The 17,071-nt window shown below is 60.1% G+C and carries 16 protein-coding genes and 1 riboswitch; of the genes, 10 read left to right on the forward strand and 6 right to left on the reverse strand.

Annotated elements, in window-relative coordinates:
• The first annotated feature begins 122 nt into the window (after positions 1-122).
• Positions 123-1,544 (forward strand): bifunctional D-glycero-beta-D-manno-heptose-7-phosphate kinase/D-glycero-beta-D-manno-heptose 1-phosphate adenylyltransferase HldE, encoded by a 1,422-nt coding sequence (gene hldE, locus AC3ISI_RS02440; RefSeq protein WP_489335320.1) that lies wholly within the window; start codon positions 123-125, stop codon positions 1,542-1,544.
• A 40-nt stretch (positions 1,545-1,584) separates the two neighbouring features.
• Here hldE and AC3ISI_RS02445 read toward each other — a convergent pair whose 3' ends face one another.
• The 4 genes from AC3ISI_RS02445 to AC3ISI_RS02460 form a co-directional block, all read right to left on the reverse strand.
• On the reverse strand, positions 1,585-2,553 hold the full coding sequence (locus AC3ISI_RS02445; protein ID WP_489335321.1) for a metal ABC transporter ATPase: 969 nt from the start codon (positions 2,551-2,553) through the stop codon (positions 1,585-1,587).
• A 32-nt stretch (positions 2,554-2,585) separates the two neighbouring features.
• Positions 2,586-3,398 (reverse strand): aldo/keto reductase, encoded by an 813-nt coding sequence (locus AC3ISI_RS02450; protein ID WP_489335322.1) that lies wholly within the window; start codon positions 3,396-3,398, stop codon positions 2,586-2,588.
• Positions 3,395-4,570, reverse strand: a complete 1,176-nt coding sequence (locus tag AC3ISI_RS02455) for an NAD(P)/FAD-dependent oxidoreductase (protein ID WP_489335323.1) — start codon at positions 4,568-4,570, stop codon at positions 3,395-3,397. The genes AC3ISI_RS02450 and AC3ISI_RS02455 overlap by 4 nt, the downstream gene beginning before the upstream one ends.
• Before the next feature lie 199 nt (positions 4,571-4,769).
• Positions 4,770-5,102: a DMT family transporter gene (locus AC3ISI_RS02460; protein ID WP_489335324.1), complete on the reverse strand. Its 333-nt coding sequence runs from the start codon at positions 5,100-5,102 to the stop codon at positions 4,770-4,772.
• 103 nt (positions 5,103-5,205) lie between these two features.
• On the opposite strand from AC3ISI_RS02460, the gene AC3ISI_RS02465 reads away from it, so the two are divergent.
• Complete coding sequence (locus tag AC3ISI_RS02465) at positions 5,206-6,102, forward strand: LysR family transcriptional regulator (RefSeq protein WP_489335325.1); 897 nt, start codon at positions 5,206-5,208, stop codon at positions 6,100-6,102.
• An 11-nt stretch (positions 6,103-6,113) separates the two neighbouring features.
• On the forward strand, positions 6,114-7,391 hold the full coding sequence (waaA, locus tag AC3ISI_RS02470; protein ID WP_489335326.1) for a lipid IV(A) 3-deoxy-D-manno-octulosonic acid transferase: 1,278 nt from the start codon (positions 6,114-6,116) through the stop codon (positions 7,389-7,391).
• 45 nt (positions 7,392-7,436) lie between these two features.
• Here waaA and AC3ISI_RS02475 read toward each other — a convergent pair whose 3' ends face one another.
• A complete protein-coding gene (locus AC3ISI_RS02475; protein ID WP_489335327.1) occupies positions 7,437-8,876 on the reverse strand; it encodes a TolC family outer membrane protein in 1,440 nt (479 codons plus the stop codon).
• A gap of 193 nt (positions 8,877-9,069) precedes the next feature.
• Positions 9,070-9,175: riboswitch (TPP riboswitch) on the forward strand.
• A 168-nt stretch (positions 9,176-9,343) separates the two neighbouring features.
• Here AC3ISI_RS02475 and thiC point away from each other — a divergent pair.
• Positions 9,344-11,233 (forward strand): phosphomethylpyrimidine synthase ThiC, encoded by a 1,890-nt coding sequence (gene thiC / locus AC3ISI_RS02480; protein ID WP_489335328.1) that lies wholly within the window; start codon positions 9,344-9,346, stop codon positions 11,231-11,233.
• Positions 11,234-11,330: 97 nt separating this feature from the next.
• Positions 11,331-12,623 (forward strand): putative hydroxymethylpyrimidine transporter CytX, encoded by a 1,293-nt coding sequence (gene cytX, locus AC3ISI_RS02485; RefSeq protein ID WP_489335329.1) that lies wholly within the window; start codon positions 11,331-11,333, stop codon positions 12,621-12,623.
• On the opposite strand, the gene AC3ISI_RS02490 is transcribed toward cytX, so the two are convergent.
• Positions 12,592-13,338, reverse strand: coding sequence for a DUF3298 domain-containing protein (locus tag AC3ISI_RS02490; protein WP_489335330.1), 747 nt, complete (start codon positions 13,336-13,338; stop codon positions 12,592-12,594). The genes cytX and AC3ISI_RS02490 overlap by 32 nt on opposite strands.
• Positions 13,339-13,567: 229 nt before the next feature.
• Between AC3ISI_RS02490 and AC3ISI_RS02495 the strand changes: the two genes are divergently transcribed.
• The 5 genes from AC3ISI_RS02495 (at position 13,568) to AC3ISI_RS02515 (ending at position 17,059) form a co-directional block, all read left to right on the forward strand.
• The gene (locus tag AC3ISI_RS02495) at positions 13,568-14,185 is read left to right on the forward strand and encodes an NUDIX domain-containing protein (RefSeq protein ID WP_489335331.1); all 618 of its coding nucleotides are present in this window, start codon (positions 13,568-13,570) and stop codon (positions 14,183-14,185) included.
• A complete protein-coding gene (locus tag AC3ISI_RS02500; RefSeq protein ID WP_489335332.1) occupies positions 14,176-14,628 on the forward strand; it encodes a DUF1249 domain-containing protein in 453 nt (150 codons plus the stop codon). The genes AC3ISI_RS02495 and AC3ISI_RS02500 overlap by 10 nt, the downstream gene beginning before the upstream one ends.
• Before the next feature lie 107 nt (positions 14,629-14,735).
• Positions 14,736-15,551 (forward strand): 3',5'-cyclic-AMP phosphodiesterase, encoded by an 816-nt coding sequence (gene cpdA, locus AC3ISI_RS02505; RefSeq protein WP_489335333.1) that lies wholly within the window; start codon positions 14,736-14,738, stop codon positions 15,549-15,551.
• A gap of 452 nt (positions 15,552-16,003) precedes the next feature.
• Positions 16,004-16,258 carry a DUF6124 family protein gene (locus tag AC3ISI_RS02510; RefSeq protein WP_489335334.1) on the forward strand — a complete coding sequence of 85 codons (255 nt, stop codon included), beginning with the start codon at positions 16,004-16,006 and terminating at the stop codon, positions 16,256-16,258.
• Positions 16,259-16,450: 192 nt separating this feature from the next.
• Positions 16,451-17,059 carry a YqiA/YcfP family alpha/beta fold hydrolase gene (locus AC3ISI_RS02515; protein WP_489335335.1) on the forward strand — a complete coding sequence of 203 codons (609 nt, stop codon included), beginning with the start codon at positions 16,451-16,453 and terminating at the stop codon, positions 17,057-17,059.
• Positions 17,060-17,071 lie beyond the last annotated feature (12 nt).

A 17,071-nucleotide genomic window follows, 5' to 3' on the forward strand; every position in this document is an offset into this window, starting at 1 on the left:
TTCTTTGAACCTGACCAGGCTGCTTTTTTTTGCTTTTTACGACCTCGTTAATGCCATGCGCAAGGCCATGCCAACCCTGTGGTAATATCGCGCCCCTGTTCATTTTGTATGTGGGTTGCTCCATGAAGTTGTCCATGCCGCGATTCGATCAAGCCCCTGTCTTGGTGGTCGGCGATGTCATGCTCGACCGTTACTGGCATGGCGGTACCTCACGGATCTCCCCTGAGGCGCCGGTACCGGTGGTCAAGGTCGAGCAAATCGAGGACCGCCCGGGCGGTGCCGCCAACGTTGCGTTGAACATTGCCGCGCTCGGCGCCCCGGCCTCGCTGGTCGGCGTGACCGGCGACGACGAGGCTGCCGACAGCCTGGCCAATAGCCTCAAGGGTGCTGGCGTGCGGGCGATGTTCCAGCGCATCGCGCACCAGCCGACCATCGTCAAGTTGCGGGTCATGAGTCGTCACCAGCAACTGCTGCGTATCGACTTTGAAGAACCCTTCGCCACCGATGCGTTGGCGCTTGGCGAGCAAGTCGATGAATTGCTCGAAGGTATCAAGGTGCTGGTGCTGTCCGACTACGGAAAAGGCGCACTGAAAAACCATCAGGTGCTGATCCAGGCTGCCCGTGCCCGTGGTATTCCGGTGCTGGCGGATCCCAAGGGCAAGGACTTCTCGATCTACCGTGGCGCTAGCCTGATTACCCCGAACCTCAACGAGTTCGAAACCATCGTCGGTGGTTGCGCCGATGAGCACGAGCTGGTGAGCAAAGGCGCGCAGCTGATGCACGATCTGGACCTCGGCGCGTTGTTGGTGACCCGTGGCGAACACGGCATGACCTTGCTGCGCCCTGATCACCCGGCGCTGCACTTGCCGGCCCGTGCCCGTGAAGTGTTCGACGTGACCGGTGCCGGCGACACGGTGATTTCCACCCTGGCCGCCGCGATTGCCGCTGGCGAAGAATTGCCGCACGCAGTGGCCTTGGCCAACCTGGCGGCGGGCATCGTGGTCGGCAAACTCGGTACGGCGGCCATCAGCGCGCCGGAACTGCGCCGTGCCATCCAGCGTGAAGAAGGGTCGGAACGCGGTGTGCTGGGCCTTGAGCAACTATTGCTGGCGGTCGACGATGCGCGAGCACACAAAGAGAAGATCGTTTTCACCAACGGCTGCTTCGACATTCTGCATGCCGGCCACGTGACCTACCTCGAACAGGCACGGGCCCAGGGCGATCGTCTGATTGTTGCAGTCAACGACGATGCCTCGGTCAGCCGCCTGAAAGGGCCGGGTCGTCCAATCAACAGCGTCGACCGTCGAATGGCGGTATTGGCCGGATTGGGCGCAGTGGATTGGGTGATCAGCTTTCCTGAAGGCACCCCGGAAAACCTGCTGCGTGAGGTCAAGCCGGACGTGTTGGTCAAGGGTGGCGATTATGGGATTGACCAGGTAGTCGGCGCGGACATCGTAACTGCTTACGGCGGCACGGTGAAAGTGCTGGGGCTGGTGGCCAACAGCTCGACCACGGCGATTGTCGAGAAGATCCGCAATAACTGACGCTGGGCTTGTGGTGATCGTTCCCATGCGGGAACGATCATCAAGAACTGACTTTTTTACGCGGCACGATCTTCTTCAGCAATTGCTTCGCCTTCCCGCGTAACCGCGCCAGCCCCGAGTCTTTCCCCGGTGGACTCAACCCTTGTTGGCGCACCCAATCCTTCCAGCGAATCCGCTCATCACGCACTACCCAGCCTTCTTGTCGGGCAAAGCTCTCCGCCAGAAACAAGCCACGCGTACTCGCCGGGTACAGTTGATCTTTCTTCAAGGTATAGAGCTCGGCCATCGGCTGGCCGTCTTGTAATGGCATCAGGTACAAGTCCGGGCGCTTGCGGTCGAGACGGGCAACCAGTTGATCGCCTTCCAGTCGCTCGTCAACGTGAAAAAGACTCAGGGACTTCGCTTCTTTGGGCACGTCCAGGCGCAAGTCATAGATCAATTGCAATGACGCGGTGGGCAAATGCACGTAAGCCCGCGGCCGTTCGATCAACTGCAGGTTGGCGCAGCGCACCGGCCGCGCCGAACCGGACAATGGCGTCAGGCGAAACGGCAGCGCCTCGCGGTAATGCAGGGCGCTGGCGTAGGGTGCCGGCAGCCAAGTGTCGTTGAAACGCCCACCGAGCCAGCCTTCCGGGGTTTCCAGCAGGCACTCCTCAGCAATTTCCTGGATGGCGGTGTGCAGTGGCAGGTTCAACTCATGGGCTGGTACATAGCCCGAGATCAGCTTGAGTACCACGTCGCCACGGTCTTGCCGACGCTGACGCACCAGTACCCAGTAATCGCGATTCTGCCAATGCAAGGTCAGGCGCACCGAGACGCCGAGATTGGCCAGTTCCAGCGCAAACCGCTCGGTACTGGCCACTGTCACGAGGCGACGACGTTGCAAGGTTTGGGAGAAATTGAGCGGCATCCCGACGCTCTGATAGCTCAAGCCTTCGGGAGTCGCTTCGACGTATAACGGCAGGGTCTTGAAGTTGTTCGGGTTCTTTCGTATGAGCGTACGCGGCATGTCGGCTCCTGCTTAAGGCCGCGTGGGCGGCATCAGTTTCTACGGAGGACCTGGGCAACGGTCGCAACGTTGTGGGCGAGGTGCAGCGGATTGATGGTCCCGACAATAGCACTGGCAACGCCCGGATGTTCAAACAACAACTCGAAACTGGCGCGCACCGGGTCCACGCCTGGACTCAGGCACACATGACCACTGGCGAGGGCTTTTTTGACCAGGATGGCTTTGCCGTGAGCAGCAGCATAGTCAATGACAGGCTTCTCGTTCTGCTCGTTCAGATTGTAGGTGACCATGGCGCAATCGCCTTGCTCAAGGGCCTTCAATCCACCCTCGACGGTTTTACCGGAAAAACCAAAGCCGCGAATCTTGCCTTCGGTCTTGAGCTCGGCGAGAGTCGCGTAGACCTCGCTGTCATTGAGGATCGCCAGATCGTTGCCGTCGGAGTGCACCAGCACCAGGTCGATAAACTCCGTTTCCAGACGTCGCAGGCTGCGCTCCACGGAAAGTCGAGTGTGAGCGGCGCTGAAGTCATGGCTCGATTGGCCGTCGGTAAACTCTTCGCCGACCTTGCTGACAATGACCCAATCCTGACGCTGGCCTCGCAACAGCGGGCCGAGGCGTTCTTCACTGCGGCCATAGGCCGGTGCGGTGTCGATCAGGTTTATGCCCATGTCGCGGGCGAGTTTGAGCAGCCTGCGCGCATCATCGTCGTCGGGAATCTGGAAGCCGTTGGGGTACTTCACGCCTTGGTCGCGGCCGAGTTTGACCGTGCCCAGGCCCAGCGGTGAAACCATCAGGCCGGTGCTGCCCAGTGGGCGATGCAGATCGTGCAGGGTCGGTTGGCTCATGGCAGCAGTTGATCCCAGGCGGGTACGCCCATCGGTGGTTTTGGCAGCGGCGGCAGCGGGGTGGTCTGGCTTGGCTTGATGCCATCACGCGTAAGGTTGGCGATGACCCGGTCGGCGAAGTCCGGCGCCAGTGCCAGTTTGGTTGGCCAGCCGACCAACAGCCGGCCCTGCTCGGCAACAAAGGCGTTGTCGGGGCGGATAAGTCCCGATTGCAGCGGCTCGGCGCGGTCCACGCGCAAGGTGGCCCATTGCGCGGTGCTCAGGTCTATCCATGGCAGCAGATGAGCGAGTTCTTGCTGGGCCGTGGCAATTTGTTCGGCGGGTTCTCGGGCAACACCTTCGGCTTCGGCGATATCGCCTCCCATGTACCAGACCCACTGGCCATCAGCGGCGGGGTGAGTGGTCACGGTCAGGCGCGGTTTGGTGCCGCCACCCAGACAATGGGCGTACATCGGTTTGAGGCCCGGGCCTTTGGCGATGATCATGTGCAATGGCCGGCGCTGCATGGCGGGCTGGCTCAGCCCCAACGCTTCGAGCAGCTGCGCTGTGCCGGCGCCGGCGCTCAGGACAATGCGCTGGGCGCGAATCTCGCGTTCATCGACCTTCAGGCCGACCAGAACGTTGCTTTCCAGCAGCGGTTCGATCTTCTGTCCGGCGAGCAGGCCATCGCCAGCCAGATCCGCCAGGCGCTGGATCAGGCTTGGCACATCGATCACCAGTTCTGCCAGGCGATAGACCTTGCCCTTGAAGCGTTTGTCTTGCAGGGCCGCGGGCAGTTGCTCGCCCTTGACCTGATCGACTCGGCCGCGCACGGCCTTGCTGGCGAAGAAGCTGGTGAGGTTGCCGGCGAGCGTGCCGGGGGACCAGAGGTAGTGGGCTTCGGACAGCAGGCGCACGCCGGACAGGTCCAGCTCGCCATCGCCCGCCAATGCTTCACGCCAGCGACGGGGCATGTCGGCAATGGCTTCCGACGCCCCTGTCAGGGCTCCATGCAACGCATACTTGGCGCCGCCGTGAATGATGCCCTGGGACTTCACACTCTGCCCGCCGCCGAGGCTGGCGTTTTCCACCAGCACGGTCGAAAAACCCTGGCGACGCAGTCGCGCATTCAGCCAGAGGCCGGCGACACCAGCGCCGACAATCAGAACGTCGGTGGAAATAACGGATGGCATGGCGGCGACCTCAGTGTTCAAGACGAGGGCGCAGTATACAGACTCAAAGAAGAGTGGATTTGTTGCTGATCAATAGGGCAGATGCAAAACCTGTGGGAGCGAGCCTGCTCGCGATAGCAGTGGCAGGTCCAATATTTATGTTGAATCCGATACCGTCATCGCGAGCAGGCTCGCTCCCACAATGGAATGTGCTTTGGGTTTAATGCCCAGCAGTTTTCGAGAAGAGTTGGATGACAATGACGCCCAGGACAATAAGCGCCATCCCCAGCATCGCCGGTACATCCAGTTTCTGCCCGTAGATAAACAGCGCAGCGACGCTGACCATCACAATGCCCATGCCGGCCCACACCGCGTAAGCGACGCCCACCGGAACGCTGCGCACTACCAGCGTCAGCATCCAGAAGGCAATGCCGTAGCCAACTATCACCAGAGTCAGGGGCAGGGGCGTGCTGAAGCCTTTGACGGCTTTCATTGAAACGGTCGCAATGACTTCGGCGCAGATGGCGATGGCCAGATAGTAGTAAGCGGTCATGGGGGCATCCTCGGGTGAAGTGTTGCTTTCTGATGTCGGCATTTTAGAGGCTGTGCAGATGCGGTAAAGTCATTACCTATCTGCCATGAAGATGGGTTGGCCTATGCAATGGAATCTTGAGCAACTGCGGTTGTTTGTCAGCGTAGCGGAGCAGCGTTCTTTTTCTGCCGTGGCGCGCAATCAGCGCAAGGCGCAGTCGGCGGTCAGCAGTTCGATTGCGCTGTTGGAAGAAGACTTGGGCGTCAGCCTGTTCGACCGCAGCAGTGGCCGTCAGCCGAAACTCACAGAGGCCGGCAATGCCTTGCTGGACGAGGCGCGGGAAGTGTTGCGCCAGTGCGAGCGCCTCAATGGCCGAGCGCTGGCGATGATGCGCGGCCAGGAAGCTCGTTTGCGCGTGGCGCAGGATGAGGCCATGCCCTATCAGCCCATCATCGAAAGCTTCGAAGCCCTGGCCGAAAAATTTCCCAGCCTCGAAGTGCAGCTGACCAGCGCTGCTCAGGGCGACGTGGCGCGCAAGCTCGTGGAGCGTCGTGCCGATCTGGGGTTGCTGTTTTATCACGACCAGATCCCCGAAGCCCTTGAGCGGCGAGTGCTGGGCAGTGTCGAGATGGTCACGGTGTGCGGCGTCGGGCATCCACTGGCGAAACAGGCACACGTCGATTGTCAGGCGCTGGCGCAGCATCGGCAGTTGCTGATGTCCACACAGTCCAGCGTTTATCCCGGTAGCGAACCGGCCAGCCCGCAAGTCTGGCGCGCGGACAGTTTCTACGTGATGGCCGAATGGCTGGTGCGCGGCCTCGGTTGGGCCTGGTTGCCAAGGCATGTTGTGCAATACCCGGCGTATCAGGACCTGATGGTTGAACTGGACAGCGAATGGACCCCGCCAGCGCTGGTGGTGGAGTTGGTGTGGCGTCGCGATGAGCCGCTGGGCCCGGCGGCTCGTTGGCTGGCGGAACGTTTTGCCGTGCACTTGCAGGCGATCGGTGAGAAAAGCCGATAAACTCCGCCGCCATGAATAGAACTCTCTATACCGCGCTGTTTTATCTGGGGCTGCCACTGGTAGCGATTCGGCTGTGGCTGCGGGCGCGTAAGGCGCCGGCGTACGCCAAGCGCATTGGCGAGCGTTTCTCCGTCGGACTGCCGGTGATGAAACCGGGCGGTATCTGGGTGCACGCGGTGTCGGTGGGCGAAAGCATTGCCGCCGCGCCGATGATTCGCGCCTTGCTGCAACGTTATCCACAGCTGCCGATTACCGTGACCTGCATGACCCCGACCGGGTCCGAGCGCATCCAGGCGTTGTTCGCCAATGAGTCGCGCATCCAGCACTGCTACTTGCCCTACGATTTACCATGCGCCGCTGCGCGCTTTCTTGATCGGGTCCGGCCGACCCTGGCGGTGATCATGGAAACCGAACTCTGGCCCAACCACATCCACCAATGCGCCAAACGCCGGATTCCGGTAGCACTGGCCAATGCGCGTCTGTCCGAGCGCTCGGCCAAGGGTTATGGCCGCTTGCGCAAACTGACGCAGCCGATGCTCGCCGAGATGAGTCTGTTTGCGGTGCAGACTGAAGCCGAAGCCCAGCGTTTTCGCGATTTAGGTGCGCGTCCTGAGACCGTGGAGGTCACCGGCTCGATCAAGTTCGACCTGACCATCGACCCGCAGCTGCTGCAACGTGCCGTCGACCTGCGCACTCAATGGCAGGCGCTTGAACGACCGGTGTGGATCGCCGCCAGTACCCATGAAGGCGAAGACGAAGTGGTCCTCGCGGCCCATCGTCAGTTGCTGGCCAATCATCCGGATGCCTTGCTGATTCTGGTGCCGCGCCATCCGGAGCGTTTCAACGCGGTGTTCGAACTGTGTCAGCAGCAGGGGTTTGCGACGTTGCGTCGTTCTACAGGCGAGCCGGTAGCCTCGGCCATATCGGTGCTGGTGGGTGACACCATGGGCGAGTTGCTCTTTCTCTACGCACTGGCCGACAGCGCTTTTGTAGGGGGCAGCCTGATGCCGAACGGCGGGCATAACCTGCTGGAGCCGGCCGCGCTGGCCAAGCCAGTCCTGAGCGGTCCGCACCTGTTCAACTTCCTCGAAATCGCCGCGCAATTGCGCAGCGCCGGGGCGTTGCAGGAAGTGGAGGATGCCGAAGGTCTGGCGCTGGCGGTGCAGCGGCTGTTCGAGTTACCGCGCGATGCGCAGCGGATGGCAGAGGCGGGGCTTAAGGTGATGCGCGCCAATCAGGGGGCGTTGCAGCGGTTGCTGGATGGGCTGGGGCGGTTGATTGATCGCTGATAAATGTGGTGAGAGGGTAAGCCCTCTCACCACAGTGATGACCCGTTACTGCGGAGGTCTTGCTTTTAATTGCTCCTCCGCTGCCTTCGCCAGACCCGGTGGCAGGAAGTCCTTGTCGGGGTTGTAGTCGGCCTTGAGGTAACGCTTCAGGGCTTCCAGGTCCCCCGGGTTCAGCGTGCCGGCCTGCTGTTTCAGGCGCAGGTTGTCGAGAATGTAGTCGTAGCGAGTGTTGTTGTAGTCGCGCACCGAGGTGTACAGCGAACGCTGTGCATCCAGTACGTCAACGATGTTGCGTGTCCCCACCTGATAGCCGATTTCCGTCGCTTCCACCGCGCTCTGGTTGGAGATGATCGACTGCTTGCGCGCCTGCACCTGCTCAACGTCTGTATTCACCGCGCGATGTAGGTCGCGGGTGCTTTCCACGATCTGCCGACGCAGCGATTCACGTTGCTGCTCGGTCTGGTCCAGCTGTGCATACGATTGACGCACCTGGGAGGTGGTCAGGCCACCACTGTAGATCGGGATGCTCAGTTGCAGGCCAACGGTCGTTTGCTCTACGTCGCCACCGTACGCCTGAGGAAGGTTGTTCGGGTTGCTGAACCCCAGTGCGTCGTTGTCACCTTTTTCGTATTTCGCCACAGCGTCGACGGTCGGTAAGTGACCGGCCTTGCGCTGCTTGAGGGTTTGTTCGGCGGCACTGACCGCATAGTTGCTGGCCAGCAAATTCAGGTTCTGTCTGGCCGCCGTATCGACCCAGGCTTTGGCGTCGTTCGGCGCCGGTGGCAAGATCGGCAGGCTATGGGCGACGCCCCAAATCGAGTTGTACTGACGGTTGGTCAGGGTGATCAGTGCTTCAAACGCGTCATCTACCTGGCGCTGTGCAACGATTCGGTTGGCGCGTGCGGTGTCGTAGCTGGCTTGTGAGTTGAGCACGTCGGTCTTGTCCGACAGGCCGACATCGAAGCGTTCGTTGGACTGGTCGAGTTGGCGTTTGAACGCCGCTTCTTCGGCCTTGGTCGACGCCAGGTTGTCCTGTGTGCGCAACACGTTGAAGTAATTTTCAGCGGTCTGCAGGATCAGGTTTTGCTCGGTGGCCGAGAGTTGCAGGGCGGCCTGTTCGTTGACGTCCTTGGCGGCCTGGAACTGGAACCAGCGATCGGCACGGAACAGCGGCTGCGCCAGGGTGGCCTGGTACGAATTTGAACTGCGATTGGCCGTCGACGAAGGCTGATCGATCGAGGTCCGTACGCTAGCCAGTTCGGCACCACCCGAAAGATTGGGCAGCAGGCCGGCACGGGCCTGGGGCACGACTTCTTTCTGTGCGCCGTATTGAGCGATGGCCGCCGCGAGGTCGGCGTTGTTGGCCTTCGCTTCCTGGTAGACGCTGACCAGATCGTTTTGGTTCGATAAGGGCGCTTCTGCTGCCCAGGCCATTCCATTGGACGCACAAGACACCGCAATGACCAGTGAGAGTTTGCGCAGCATAGGCGTTCCCTAGAATTGATATTACACAAATAATTTGAGCGCCAAGGCTAAGGCGCGGCACGTACCACGTCAATGTGTGGCTTGGCGTAGCGAGTGTAGTTGTGCAAGAGGGCGCGAACAATCCGGAATGCGCCATTGATCATGGTGTTTGCAGCGGTATTGGCGTTCTCTGCCAGTTGTGTCTAGACTGGCCGGGTTCTTGTCGGGGTGCCTTGCTATGAGGCTGAGATCGAATAATTTCGGATCCCGTTGAACCTGATCAGGTTAGCGCCTGCGTAGGGAACAAGATTTCTCGTCACCCGGCGAGTCCTCTTGTGCTTCGTCCGGGATGTTGTTCGACAATCGAACACCCCTCGAGCACTGAGCACAGCACCAACAGCTTCGTTTTGGCTGATTGGTCGCGTCCATTCGTTACAGGTTCGCTCCGACAAAATTCCACTGCCTGGATGCTGTCTGGAGAGCCCGTGATGATGATAAAAGCAAAAAATACGACGAACCTGAGTGATTCGGCCCAAGTCGATCAACAGTCGGTTCAACCGTTTACCCGCTCGCAAAAAATCTATGTTCAGGGCTCACGTCCCGACATCCTTGTGCCCATGCGCGAAATCAGCCTGGATGTGACTCCGACCGATTTCGGCGGCGAGATCAATGCGCCGGTGGTTGTGTACGACACCTCGGGTCCGTACACCGACCCCAATGTCATCATCGACGTGCGCAAAGGCCTGGCCGATGTGCGTTCACCGTGGATCGAGTCCCGTGGCGACACGGAACGCCTGCCTGGCTTGAGTTCGAACTTCGGCCAGGAGCGCCTCGCTGATGCCGAGCTGACCAAATTGCGCTTCGCCCACGTCAACAATCCGCGCCGCGCCAAGGCCGGGGCCAACGTCAGCCAGATGCACTACGCCCGCCAAGGCATCATCACCGCCGAGATGGAATACGTCGCCATCCGCGAAAACATGAAGCTGGAAGTGGCCCGCGCCGCCGGCCTGCTGGAGCAGCAACACGCCGGCCACAGCTTTGGCGCCAGCGTGCCGAAAATCATCACCCCTGAATTCGTCCGTGACGAGATCGCCCGCGGTCGCGCGATCATTCCGGCCAACATCAACCATACCGAACTGGAACCGATGATCATCGGCCGTAACTTCCTGGTGAAGATCAACGGCAACATCGGCAACAGCGCGCTGGGTTCGTCCATCGAAGAAGAAGTGGCGAAGCTGACCTGGGGCATTCGCTGGGGTTCGGACACGGTCATGGACTTGTCCACCGGCAAACACATTCACGAAACCCGCGAGTGGATCATCCGTAACTCACCGGTGCCGATCGGTACGGTGCCGATTTACCAGGCCCTGGAAAAAGTCGGTGGTGCCGCCGAAGACCTGACCTGGGAGCTGTTCCGCGATACGTTGATCGAGCAGGCCGAGCAGGGCGTCGACTACTTCACCATCCATGCTGGCGTTCTGCTGCGTTACGTACCGCTGACCGCCAAACGCGTGACCGGTATCGTTTCCCGTGGCGGCTCGATCATGGCCAAGTGGTGCCTGGCGCACCACAAGGAAAACTTCCTCTATACCCATTTCGAAGACATCTGCGAAATCATGAAGGCCTACGACGTCAGCTTCTCGCTGGGTGATGGCCTGCGTCCAGGCTCGATTGCCGACGCCAACGACGCCGCACAATTCGGTGAGCTGGAAACCCTCGGCGAGCTGACCAAGATCGCCTGGAAGCATGACGTGCAGTGCATGATCGAAGGTCCGGGTCACGTACCAATGCAGTTGATCAAAGAGAACATGGACAAGCAGCTGGAATGCTGTGACGAAGCGCCGTTCTACACCCTCGGCCCGCTGACCACCGACATCGCACCGGGTTACGACCACATCACCTCGGGGATCGGCGCGGCGATGATCGGCTGGTTCGGTTGCGCCATGCTTTGCTACGTGACGCCGAAGGAACACTTGGGGTTGCCGAACAAGGATGACGTGAAGACCGGGATCATCACCTACAAGATCGCCGCGCATGCCGCCGATCTGGCCAAAGGACATCCGGGCGCGCAGATTCGTGACAATGCCTTGAGCAAGGCGCGGTTCGAATTTCGTTGGGAAGACCAGTTCAACCTGGGGCTGGATCCGGACACCGCCCGTTCGTATCACGATGAAACCCTGCCGAAGGATTCGGCCAAGGTCGCGCACTTCTGTTCGATGTGCGGGCCGAAATTCTGCTCGATGAAGATCACCCAGGAAGTCCGTGAATACGCGGCCAACCAGCGGATCGAAACCGTGGATGCCGAGGTCGCCCAAGGGTTGGCGGAACAGGCTGAACGGTTCAAGCAGGAAGGTAGTCAGCTGTACAAGAAGGTGTGATCTGACCTGAATAAGATGGGGCCTGGAAGGGCCTCATCGCGGGCAAGCCCGCGAAAGCGATCTACACAACAACAAATGTCCCTCTGAGATAACACCCTTGAGCATTCAACCCAGTACCTATTCACCCGACATCGCAGTGCCGACCGACAAACGTGTCTTCGGCGGCCGCGATCTGTTTTCCCTGTGGTTCTCCCTCGGCATCGGCCTGATGGTGCTGCAGACCGGCGCCCTGCTCGCGCCAGGCCTGGGCCTGTCCGGTTCGTTGCTGGCGATCTTCCTCGGCACCCTGGTCGGCGTTTTGCTGCTGGCCGCCGTCGGCGTGATCGGCAGCGACACCGGTCTGTCGTCGATGGCCGCGCTCAAACTCAGCCTCGGCACCAAAGGCGCAAGCCTGCCGGCGCTGCTGAACCTGCTGCAACTGATCGGTTGGGGTTCGTTCGAAATCATCGTCATGCGTGACGCCGCCAGCCTGTTGGGTGCGCGGGCATTCAGCGAAGGCAGCCTGCTGTCGAACCCGCTGCTCTGGACGTTGTTCTTCGGCGCCTTGGCGACCTTGCTGGCCGTCAGTGGTCCGCTGACATTCGTGCGGCAGATCCTGCGCAAGTGGGGCATCTGGCTGTTGTTGGCCGCGTGCATCTGGCTGACCTGGAACCTGTTCGCCAAAGCCGATCTGGCCGCATTGTGGGCGCAGGCCGGTGATGGTTCGATGCCGTTTGCCGTGGGATTCGACATTGCCATCGCGATGCCGCTGTCGTGGCTGCCGCTGATTGCCGACTACTCGCGTTTCGGCAAGCGTGCGAAAAACGTCTTCGGTGGAACGGCGCTAGGCTTCTTTATTGGTAATTTCTGGCTGATGAGCCTCGGCGTGGCCTACACCCTGGCGTTCGCGCCGAGCGGTGAAGTGAATGCCTTGTTGCTGGCGCTGGCCGGTGCCGGTCTGGGCATTCCGCTGTTACTGATCCTGTTGGACGAGTCGGAAAACGCCTTCGCCGATATTCACTCGGCGGCCGTTTCCAGTGGGATTTTGTTGCGCTTGAAAGTCGAGCACCTGGCGCTGGCCATCGGCGTGATCTGCACACTGATTGCGTGCCTGGCGCCGCTGGCCCAGTACCAGAATTTCCTGCTGTTGATCGGTTCGGTGTTTGCGCCTCTGTTTGGTGTGGTGTTGGTGGATCACTTCATCTTGCGCAAACGCTCGGCTCAAGTGGCGTCAGCCGCCTTGCGCTGGCCGGCGCTGCTCGCCTGGTTGGGCGGGGTGAGCACCTATCATTTGCTGGCCAATCTGTATCCGGACATCGGCGCAACCCTGCCGTCGTTGATTCTGGCAGGGCTGCTACAGCTGGTGCTGGGTCGGGCCTTCAGCTACGGCCGGGAAACAGCTCGGGCTTAATGATGCCGTTCAGGCGTGGGTAAGAGATCTTCAATTCGATATGGCCTAGCGCGTAAGGCGCGATGGTGCTGGTTTCGTACTTGAGGATCACCCCGCCGTAGGTCAGCGCCACGTTCTGGGTTTTCTGGAACGGCCAGCTCTTCACGAACTCCGGTTCCTGATCGAGCTTGGTGCTGATCAACCAGCTGTTGTGCGCGACTTGCGCCGCCTTCCAGAACGCTTCTTCCTGTCCTGGAACCAACATGTCCGACAGCGTCAGCACTTTGTGCTGCTGGCGGGAATAGTTGATAAAGCCACGGCCCGGTGTGCCATGAGCGCCGCCGGTGTCCAGGTAGCTGGAAAATTCGACGATCACCAAGCCGTCATGCTGTTCACGTACTTTGGCTTGCAGGTAGCTGCTGGAGCGCGGGCTGGCCGTGCGCAAAAACTCGTCACGATAGGCCGTCAGTGTGGGTGCCACTGGGGCGTCGGGTGAGGTGCGGGTCAATTGCAGCAGGCGTTTTTCGACAATGCCGTCCAGGGCGGGTTCGGCAGGAAAGTGCACTGTATCGATGTTCACCAGCGGGCATTCGGAGGTGGTGCAACCCGGTTTCAGGGTTTCGGTGGCGTCGCGGGTGGTTTCCAGCGGCGCCCGGTAACTGGGCTGAAACAGGCTCTGACAGGCGCCCAGCGTCAGGGCGATAGCGGCCACGGAGGCAATTTTAAAAAGCGACATGGGCGTCCTTTGTAAAACAGGGAAAGGCAAAAAGTTATCCGCTTCGACTCTCAACGAAGCAGTCAGTTCGCCACTAAGCTAATTAGAGTTGGTTTCGCCCTCACCGTCTATCCCGCTGACGGTAAAGGGGCTGCATCAAATGTCGCAGGCGCGTTAGGATGGCGCGAAGTCGAGGTTGCAAGTAACAAAAAGGAGCCTCGTAACGGATTTGCAGTAAACGAGGATTGTCATGACTGATTTTGCCAACGCCATTCCGACCGCCGTTGATATCGTTCGGCGCGAAAAGTGCTACGAGGGCTTTTACAAGCTCGACCGTGTGCACTTGCGCCACGAATTGTTCGCCGGCGGCATGAGTCGCGAAATCAATCGTGAAGTGTTCTTGCGCCACGATGCCGTGTGCGTGCTGCCTTACGATCCGCAGCGCGACGAAGTGGTGCTGATCGAACAATTTCGTGTCGGTGCCATGGGCAAGACCGACAACCCTTGGCTGATCGAACTGGTCGCTGGTCTGATCGACAAGGAAGAAGTACCGGAAGAAGTTGCTCACCGCGAGGGGCAGGAGGAAGCTGGGCTTGTGTTCGGGGCGCTCTGGCCGATGATCAAATATTTTCCGTCGCCGGGCGGCAGCAATGAATTCGTGCACCTGTTCTTGGGGCGTTGCGACACGAACGGTGTTGGCGGCCTGCATGGGCTGGAGGAAGAAGCTGAAGATATCCGCGTAACGGTCTGGGCGTTCGAAGATGCCTTGCAAGCCGTACGTGACGGACGAATTGCCAACGCGGCCAGCATCATTGCCTTGCAATGGTTAGCTTTAAACCGCGCTGAAGTGAGGGGGTTATGGTCGTAAACAAACTGCGCGATCGCTATCGGGTGGACCTTGTGGGGCTGCAAGCTTCCTGCGAGGCGAACTACGCACGCTTGATGCGACTGCTGCCAGACATGCGCGACGAGCCGGCGGCGCGGCGCATTGCCGTCACCCACGGCGATCAGATGCTCGGCGTGCTGGCGCTGGAAGTGTTGCAGGTCTGTCCATACACCACGACCCTGCAAGTGCGCCAGGAGCACAGTCTGCCGTGGCTGCCGATTCCGCAGCTGGAGGTGCAGGTCTATCACGACGCCTGCATGGCCGAAGTCGTCAGCGCCGAACATGCACGGCGTTTTCGCGGTATCTATCCTTACCCGAATGCTTCGATGCACCAGCCGGACGAAAAGGCCCAGCTGAATATGTTTCTGGGCGAGTGGCTGAGCCATTGCCTGGCTTGCGGACACGAATACGCCGTTGTACGTTGAGCGCGCTAGTTGTGAACTGCGTCAGGTTCACAGATTTCCCCTTTTGAGCGTCCCCCAGCATAATTGCGGCACACCCCACACCCGTGATTCAGTCCTGGGAGAACGCCTTGCCGAGCGTATCCACATTGACCACCGCCGATCCGGCGTTGCTGGTGCAACTCTCCGACAGCCATTTGTTCGCCGAAGCGGACAGGACGTTGCTGGGCATGAACACCCGGGACAGCCTGCAAAAAGTCATTGAGTTGGTGCAGCTTCAGCAGCCGCACATCGACTTGGTCATCGCCAGTGGCGACCTGTCTCAGGACGGGACGCTGGAGTCTTACCAGCAGTTCCGCGAGCTGAGCCGTCAGCTCGATGCGCCAGCGCGCTGGATTCCCGGCAATCACGATGAACCACAGATCATGGCCGAGGCGGCGGTGCAGAGTGCCTTGCTGGAGCCGGTGGTGGATGTTGGTAACTGGCGGGTCACGTTGCTCGATTCGGCCGTACCGGGTTCGGTGCCGGGGTATTTGCAGGATGAGCAGTTGCAGTTGTTGGCTCGGTCACTGAGTGAGGCGCCGGAGCGGCATCATCTGGTCTGCTTCCATCATCATCCGGTGTCGATTGGATGTGCCTGGATGGAACCGATCGGGCTGCGCAACCCTGAGGCGCTGTTTGCAGTGCTGGATCGTTTTCCGCAGGTGCGGGCGGTTTTATGGGGGCATGTGCATCAGGAGATTGATCAGCTGCGAAATGGCGTTCGACTGATTGCCTCGCCGTCGACCTGCATTCAGTTCGAGCCGGGGAGCGATGATTTCAAAGTCGGGGAGCAGGCGCCGGGGTATCGCTGGTTGCGGTTGTTGCCCGATGGCCGGATCGAAACCGGCGTAGAGCGTGTGACCGGGTTCGATTTTCAGGTCGATTACGGTTCCGACGGCTACTGAGTTTTTGGCCCGGCCCTGTAGGAACGGGCTTGCCCGTGAAGGCGGCCTGGCAGCCGACCTATCTCTCCCGGCTGTACTCGGTCCAATTGTAGGAGCGAGCCTGCTCGCGAAGGCGTCCTCGCGAACGACGCTGTTTAATCGTCAGCAGAAATTTCGGAACCTTCCCACGATGTTTTCAGGTTGCCCGTCGGACGTGGCATCTCTAGCCTTTGGTCTGTCGCTGACACATTCAGCGATCGGGCTTCGCGGCCCACTGAACTGAGGCATAATCGCCGCGCCTTACAACAGCACTTTTAAGTGCCTGTCGTTTTGTTTCATGGCGGCTGTGCGTGGGATACCTTCGGGTATGCCGATTCTCAGTTCTCGGTCCGCGAACCCGCGTACGGCTGCCACCCTTACATTGCATCGCGGCAATTGGGGGTGGCTCCATATCAATGAACTGAGGTGTCACCATGTTCAAACCAACACCAAACCCCCCAGATACTGCCCGCAAACCCAGCACGATGTTTATGGTCGCCCCCGACATGGACATAGAAAGCCTGTTAGCCCATTCCTGTGAGTCCCTTGCCTCTGCCAGTGTCATGGCCAGTGATTTCGCTGCGCGCCTGCAAGGTCCGGACCGGCATACGGTGATGGCGCTTCAGCAAATTGTCATGCTGGCTGAACTGGCGGTGAACCGGGTGCTGGATACCGTTGATCCAGCATAACTGTTAGACCGCGTTATCGTTCTTCGCGAGCAGGCTCGCTCCCACAAGGGATTTGTGTACGACGCCAATCCACTGTGGGAGCGAGCCTGCTCGCGAAGGCGTCAGTACAAACACCTCGAATCCCGAGGATATCCCCGATCCCCCCATCTCCCTGTAAACTGCGCCTCTTTACCCGACGCACAGGGAGTTCAAATGTCCGGTTCGATCCTTTATATCCATGGTTTCAACAGCGCGCCGGCCTCAAAAAAGGCCACGCAGTTGATGCAAGTGATGGACCGTCTGGGCTTGAGCGATCAGTTGCAGGTTCCGGCCTTGCATCACCACCCTCGCGAAGCCATCGGTCAGCTGGAGCAGGCGATTGAAGCGCTGGGGCGGCCACTGCTGGTCGGCAGCTCACTCGGCGGCTACTATGCGACACACTTGGCCGAACGCCATGGCCTCAAGGCTTTGCTGATCAATCCGGCCGTCAGCCCGCACTTGATGTTCGACGGGTTCCTGGGGACGCAGAAAAACCTGTATACCGATGAGAGCTGGGAGTTGACCCACGACCACGTGACGGCCCTGGCCGAGCTGGAAGTGCCGGCGCCCCAGGACTCGCAGCGGTATCAAGTGTGGTTGCAGACCGGCGACGAAACACTGGACTATCGCCAGGCCCAGCAGTATTACCAAGCGTGTGCCTTGCGCATCCAGGCCGGCGGCGACCATAGTTTCCAGGGTTTTGCCGCGCAATTGCCGGCAATGCTGAGTTTTGCCGGCATCGGCGCAGATTTGTATCAGGCGATCGATTTCACTGCACTGTGAACCTTCGCCTCT

This window comes from Pseudomonas sp. GL_139_B, assembly GCF_057834475.1.